At 27.3% G+C, this 3,556-nt stretch carries 3 protein-coding genes and 1 pseudogene; all 4 read left to right on the top strand.

Annotation, left to right across the window (positions count from 1 at the left end; all coding sequences use genetic code 11):
- Positions 1-396: 396 nt before the first annotated feature.
- On the top strand, positions 397-1,518 hold the full coding sequence (gene ftsZ / locus A500_RS04750) for a cell division protein FtsZ (RefSeq protein WP_016206449.1): 1,122 nt from the start codon (positions 397-399) through the stop codon (positions 1,516-1,518).
- 248 nt (positions 1,519-1,766) lie between these two features.
- Positions 1,767-2,564 (top strand): sigma-E processing peptidase SpoIIGA, encoded by a 798-nt coding sequence (locus tag A500_RS04745; RefSeq protein WP_016206448.1) that lies wholly within the window; start codon positions 1,767-1,769, stop codon positions 2,562-2,564.
- Between the two features lie 8 nt (positions 2,565-2,572).
- On the top strand, positions 2,573-3,280 hold the full coding sequence (gene sigE, locus A500_RS04740) for an RNA polymerase sporulation sigma factor SigE (RefSeq protein WP_016206447.1): 708 nt from the start codon (positions 2,573-2,575) through the stop codon (positions 3,278-3,280).
- Positions 3,281-3,361: 81 nt separating this feature from the next.
- Positions 3,362-3,556: pseudogene (locus tag A500_RS04735) on the top strand (RNA polymerase sigma-G factor); the annotation flags it as partial.

Raw genomic sequence — 3,556 nt, 5'->3', positions numbered from 1 at the left:
AAATTATTATAATAGAAACTAAAAGGTTGAGTTATTTCAGTTTAAATGATAAAATAATAATTGAATTTCATTAAATTTAATTATAAAATTATGGGTATTTTTATAAAAGCAAATAAATTTTATATTAGTTCCCAAATTATAATAATAATTTGAAACAAAATAAGTAAAAAAATGTAAAAAAATATTGAAAAATATATATTTATTGTGATGAAATAGCAAAATCTTTGTTATTTACATTATTAAAGTATTGTTAAAAAGGTACAGTATGATGTAAAATTAATATATAAAAATATATTATTTAAGTAAAAAATGAATTATTAAATGAAGATGAAATTGTTAAGAGAAGAGACAAAGTAGAAAAATTACTAGTAGATATTTTCTAAAGGAGGAGTTATTTTGTTAGATTTCGAAGTAGATATGCAAGAGTTAACCAATATTAAAGTAATTGGTTGTGGAGGCGGCGGCGGAAATGCCGTTAATAGAATGATTACAGAAGGGCTAAAAAACGTTGAGTTTATTGCCGTTAATACAGATAAACAAGCTTTAATGCTATCCCATGCTAATGTTAAAATTCAAATTGGAGAAAAGTTAACAAAGGGTCTTGGAGCTGGAGCTAATCCTGAGATTGGCAAGAAGGCGGCTGAAGAAAGTAGAGAAGAAATAGCAGAAGCTATAAAAGGTGCAAATATGGTATTTATAACCGCTGGTATGGGTGGTGGAACTGGTACTGGTGCAGCACCTGTAGTTGCAGAAATAGCTAAATCTATGAATATACTAACAGTAGGGGTAGTTACAAAGCCATTTCCATTTGAAGGGAAAAGAAGAATGAGACATGCAGAAATGGGTATTGAAAATCTCATGAAAGCAGTAGATACATTAGTTATAATCCCAAATGAAAGATTATTAAGTATGGCTGATAAGAAGACAACTCTTTTAGATTCATTTAAGTTAGCAGATGACGTTTTAAGACAAGGTGTACAAGCGATTTCTGACCTTATTACAATCCCAGGAGTAGTTAATGCTGACTTTGCAGACATAGAAACAGTTATGTTAAATAAAGGACTTGCACATATGGGAGTTGGACATGGTACAGGAGATAATAAAGCACAGGATGCAGTAAAACAAGCAATTTCATCACCTTTACTAGAAACATCAATAGATGGAGCTACTGGAGTTATTATTAACTTTACAGGTGGAGTTGATTTAGGAGCTATAGAAGTATATGAAGCAGCAGATATAGTTAGAGAAGCAGCAGATCCAGATGCAAATATAATATTTGGTGCAGTTATTGATGAAACGTTAAGTGATGAAATAAGAATTACTGTTATAGCTACAGGTTTTGAGGAAGACAATAAAAAAATATTAAATCACGAACCAATATTTGAAAAAAGAGCAGTGAAAGAACAACCAATAAAAGTTGAAGCGGATATATCAGAACCAACTAAGAAGGTAGATCCTCTTTTAGATATTGAGACTGATAGCGTAAATATTCCAAGCTTTTTAAGATCAAGAAGATAGTTCAAAATGATTTATATTATAATTTAAAAGTTTACTTTTAAAAAAGGAGATGTTTTTAACATCTTCTTTTTTTATTCGAATATATATATTAATAATTATAGTTTTCTTTGTTAGTTTTTATTTAAATAGTTAAATAACTGTAATTATATGTAATAAATAAGAGATGAAAATATATTTTACAAAGAGTTTTTATGACAAAATTTTGAAAGCTAACAGTTTATAATTTAAGTACAAAGGGGGAGAAAAATATGGTAGTTTACATAGATATACTTATAATAGAAAATTTTTTTGTAAACTTATTTCTACTATTAGTTACTATGAAGGTTCTTAGGTACAAGTATGGTAAATCTATTTACTTTGCAGCTATTGTAGGAGCGTTTTATACAGTAGTTCTATTTTTACAAAGCAGTATTTTAACTTCTCTGCCAATTAAGCTTTTGGTAGTATTACTAATGAATTTAATATCTACAAAAAGTTTTAAATTACAAAACTTAATAAAATCTTCGGTAACATTTATTATAATATCATTTACATTATGTGGATTTTGTTTTGCTTTTTCAATAATGGACAACCAATACAGTATATTCAAATCTTTTGAAATTAATAATTATTCTATAAAATATTTACTAATTTCAATAATGATACTATATATAGTTGTGGTTAGGATAACAGATTACTTAAGAGAAAGAGCACTAATAAAAAACTTTATATACGAGATAGAAATTTTTGATGAAAAAAATACTTTGTCTATTAAAGGGCTACTAGATACAGGAAATGCCTTAAGGGAACCAGTAACTAATCTACCATGTATAATAATAGAAAATGATCTTTTAAGTGGATTAAAAGTACCAAGTAATGAATTATTTTACATTCCATATAGCACAATAGGGGAAGAAGGAAATTTAAAGGGATTCAAAAGCGAAAAGGTGAGAATAAAAGGGGAAGGTAAAGAATGGAAAACTGTAGAGGTTATAATTTGCAGTTGTAAAAATAAATTAAGTAAAGAAAATGAGTTTAATGCATTATTATCAAGAGGAGTAATATAGGTGAGAATATGATGAGTTTAAAAATATTAATAAATAGGATTTTACAAAAATTAAAAATTTTCAAACCAGAGGTTCATTATGTAGGAGGGAATGATGCTCTTCCTCCACCATTAAAGAAAGAAGAGGAAGAAGAACTTGTTGAAAAGCTTATACATGGAGATGAATCAATAAGGGATATTTTAATTGAAAGAAACTTAAGATTAGTTGTTTATATAGCAAGGAAGTTTGAAAATACAGGAGTATGCGTAGAAGATTTAATTTCTGTTGGGACTATTGGATTAATAAAAGCTGTAAATACATTTAATCCTGAAAAGAAAATAAAATTGGCGACATATGCTTCAAGATGTATTGAAAATGAAATATTAATGTATTTAAGAAGAAATAGTAAGGTAAAAGCAGAAATATCATTTTATGAACCGTTAAATATAGATTGGGATGGTAATGAACTCTTATTATCTGATATATTAGGAACAGAAAATGATACTGTTTATAACTTAATCGAAGATGAAGTAGATAGACAGTTATTATTTCTAGCTTTAAAAAATCTGAATGATAGGGAAAAGGAAATTGTGAAATTACGATTTGGTTTAAATGGAACTAGAGAAAAAACACAAAAAGAAGTAGCAGATATGCTTGGAATATCACAATCGTATATTTCAAGATTAGAAAAAAAAATAATAAATAGATTAAAAAAAGAAATCAATAAAATGATTTAGGTTGTCTTTAGTATAAAACACATCACTCTCGGAGATACTTTTTAATGCAGTATGTTATTACTTCTGAAGGGGTTGATGAGCTTGATTATTAATAAAGTAGAAATATGTGGAGTAAATACATCCAAACTAGCTATCTTAAAAGAAAAAGAAAAGAGAGAATTACTTTTAAGAATGAGAGATGGGGATAAAAGCGCTAGAGAAATATTTATTAAGGGCAATTTAAGATTAGTTTTAAGTGTTATACAAAGATTTAATAATAGAGGTGAAAATGTTGAT

It is taken from the genome of Clostridium sartagoforme AAU1, from assembly GCF_000401215.1.
In the GTDB taxonomy this organism is placed as follows: Bacteria; Bacillota; Clostridia; order Clostridiales; family Clostridiaceae; genus Clostridium; species Clostridium sartagoforme.
Note: the sequence above shows the minus strand (reverse complement) of the source record. Positions and strands in the feature narration are given on the sequence as shown.